This window comes from Variovorax sp. P4_D9, from assembly GCF_056401695.1.
The window spans coordinates 1-2,263 of record NZ_JBFUIU010001145.1 but is presented as its reverse complement, the minus strand read 5'-3'; the positions used below and the strand labels follow the sequence as shown (position 1 = coordinate 2,263).

The window sequence follows — 2,263 nt, the reverse complement described above, 5'->3', positions numbered from 1 at the left end:
TGGGCAAGCAGGACAACTGCCAGGTGGCGGTGAGCGTGTCGCTGGCGTGCAAGGCGGCCAGCATTCCGGTGGCGTGGCAGCTGTACCTGCCCAAGGAGTGGGCCGAGGATCCGGCGCGACGCGACAAGGCCGGCGTGCCCGAGACGCTGCCGTTCTCAACCAAGCCGGCCATTGCGCTGCAACAGATCGAGCACCTGATGGACCAAGGTGCACCCCGGCACTGCGTTCTGGCCGACGCCGGCTACGGCGTGGACACGGCGTTTCGTGAGCGCCTGAGTGAGCTGGGCCTGCGCTATGTGGTGGGCGTGACCGGCAGCGTCACGGTGTGGCCGCCCGGTCGCGAGCCCCTGCCGCCCGCGGCCTCAGTAGCTCGCGGCTACGTAGGTACGCGCCTGCGCCTGGGCGGCACCGCTTTGCCGCAGCACCATCCGCAGTCGATCAAGGCACTCGCCCTGGAGCTCGGCCCCGAGCATTGGCACACCGTCACTTGGCGCGAAGGAACGAACGCCAGGCTGCACTCGCGCTTCGCCCGCGTACGGGTGCGCGCGGCGCACCGGGACAACCTGCGCGATGAAGTGCGCCAACCCGAGTGGCTCCTCATCGAGTGGCCCAAGGGTGACGCAGAGCCGCTGAAGTACTGGCTGTCTGCGCTGCCCGAAGACACACCACTCAAGCGCATGGTGTTTGAGGCGAAGATGCGTTGGCGTATCGAGCGCGACTACCAGGACCTCAAGCAGGATCTCGGCCTGGGCCACTACGAGGGCCGCGGCTGGCGGGGCTTGCATCATCACGCCAGCCTGAGCATCGCCGCCTACGGCTTCTTGGTCGCCCAGCGGCTACGACACCCCGACGAGACGGGGGGTAAAAAAAACTCCGCTCAATGCCAAACGCCTGCCCTACCCACACATTACAAGCCTCGCGGAAGCCCACCGGGCGCAGCGCCACGTCCCATCCTCGATCACGAGCTTGCGAATGCGCATCGGCGCGCTTCTGACTCGCGCACTTCCACGATGTCCTTGCTGCTTCCACCTGTGGGAGAGGCAAAATAAATGACACAGTAAGACTTCTATGGGGCATTAAAAGTCAAGCCCTTCGAGGATTATTTTTAACGGTCAATTACCTCTGTTTGATAAGTCAGTGCCGTGGACGAAGACCTCTGCTCTGTTGAGGGGCCCCACTCTTGTCCAAGACAGAAGGCGTTGAGCCATCCCGATGCGTGGGGTAAAAAGTTGTCGCCAAACGAACTTCCACCCCACTCACGAGAGGCCCAACGTGAAAGCATCATGCAGCATGTTCAGTCAGATCCTCAAGYTGATCCCGCGCATCGAGTTCGAGCACATCGTCAAGCGCACCCAGGCTGAATACGCGTCCAAGGGCTTCTCCAGTTGGGGCCAGCTGGTTGCGATGCTGTTTTGCCAACTGGGCCGGGCCCACTCGCTGCGCGAGATCGAAGGCGGGCTCAAGAGCTGCGAGGGCAAGCTCGCGCACCTGGGCATCGARGCRCCGGCGCGCTCCTCGCTGTCGTACGCCAACGCGCAYCGGCCTTGGCAGCTGTTCGAGCAGGTCTTCCACGGCCTGTACGAGAAGGTCGCCGCCAAAGCCACGGGCCGGCACAAGTTCCGTTTCAAGAACAAGCTGGTGAGCATCGACTCCACCGTCATCGACCTGAGCCTGTCGTTGTACGACTGGGCCAAGTACCAGCGTACCAAGGGCGCGGTGAAGCTGCACCTGGTTCTCGACCACGACGGCTACCTGCCGTGCTTCGGCGTGGTCACCGACGGCAAGGTGGCAGACGTGAAGGTTGCCCAGTGGATCGACTTCGGCGCCGGCACCATCGTGGTGGACGATCGGGGCTACAACGACTACCGGCTGTTCGGCCAGTGGTGCACCCAGGGCGTCTTCTTTGTGACCCGCATGAAGAGGGATGCCCTCTACGAGGTCGTCCAGGAGCACGAGCCGCCGCAAAACCGCACCATCGTGCGCGACCAGACCATCCGSCTGAGCAGCGCTGGCGCGCATGACAAGTGCCCGCACTTGCTGCGCCGGGTGGAGGCGGTGCGCGAGGACACSGGCGAGACGCTGGTGTTCCTGACCAACCTCCATCATCTGGGGGCCAGCACGATCGCCGCGATCTACAAGGACCGCTGGCAAATAGAGCTGTTTTTTAAATCGCTCAAACAGAACTTGAAGATCAAGACCTTCGTGGGCACGTCGGCCAACGCGGTCAAGACGCAGATCTGGACAGCACTGATCTGCATGCTGC

Annotated in this window: 2 protein-coding genes; both read left to right on the top strand. The window is 63.2% G+C overall.

All coding sequences use genetic code 11. The features are described from left to right. The coding region (locus tag AC1DY5_RS52145) for an IS701 family transposase (RefSeq protein ID WP_478122104.1) at positions 1–1,049 on the top strand (1,049 nt) is incomplete at its 5' end. 241 nt (positions 1,050–1,290) lie between these two features. Continuing rightward, the coding region (locus AC1DY5_RS52140) for an IS4 family transposase (RefSeq protein WP_478122103.1) at positions 1,291–2,263 on the top strand (973 nt) is incomplete at its 3' end.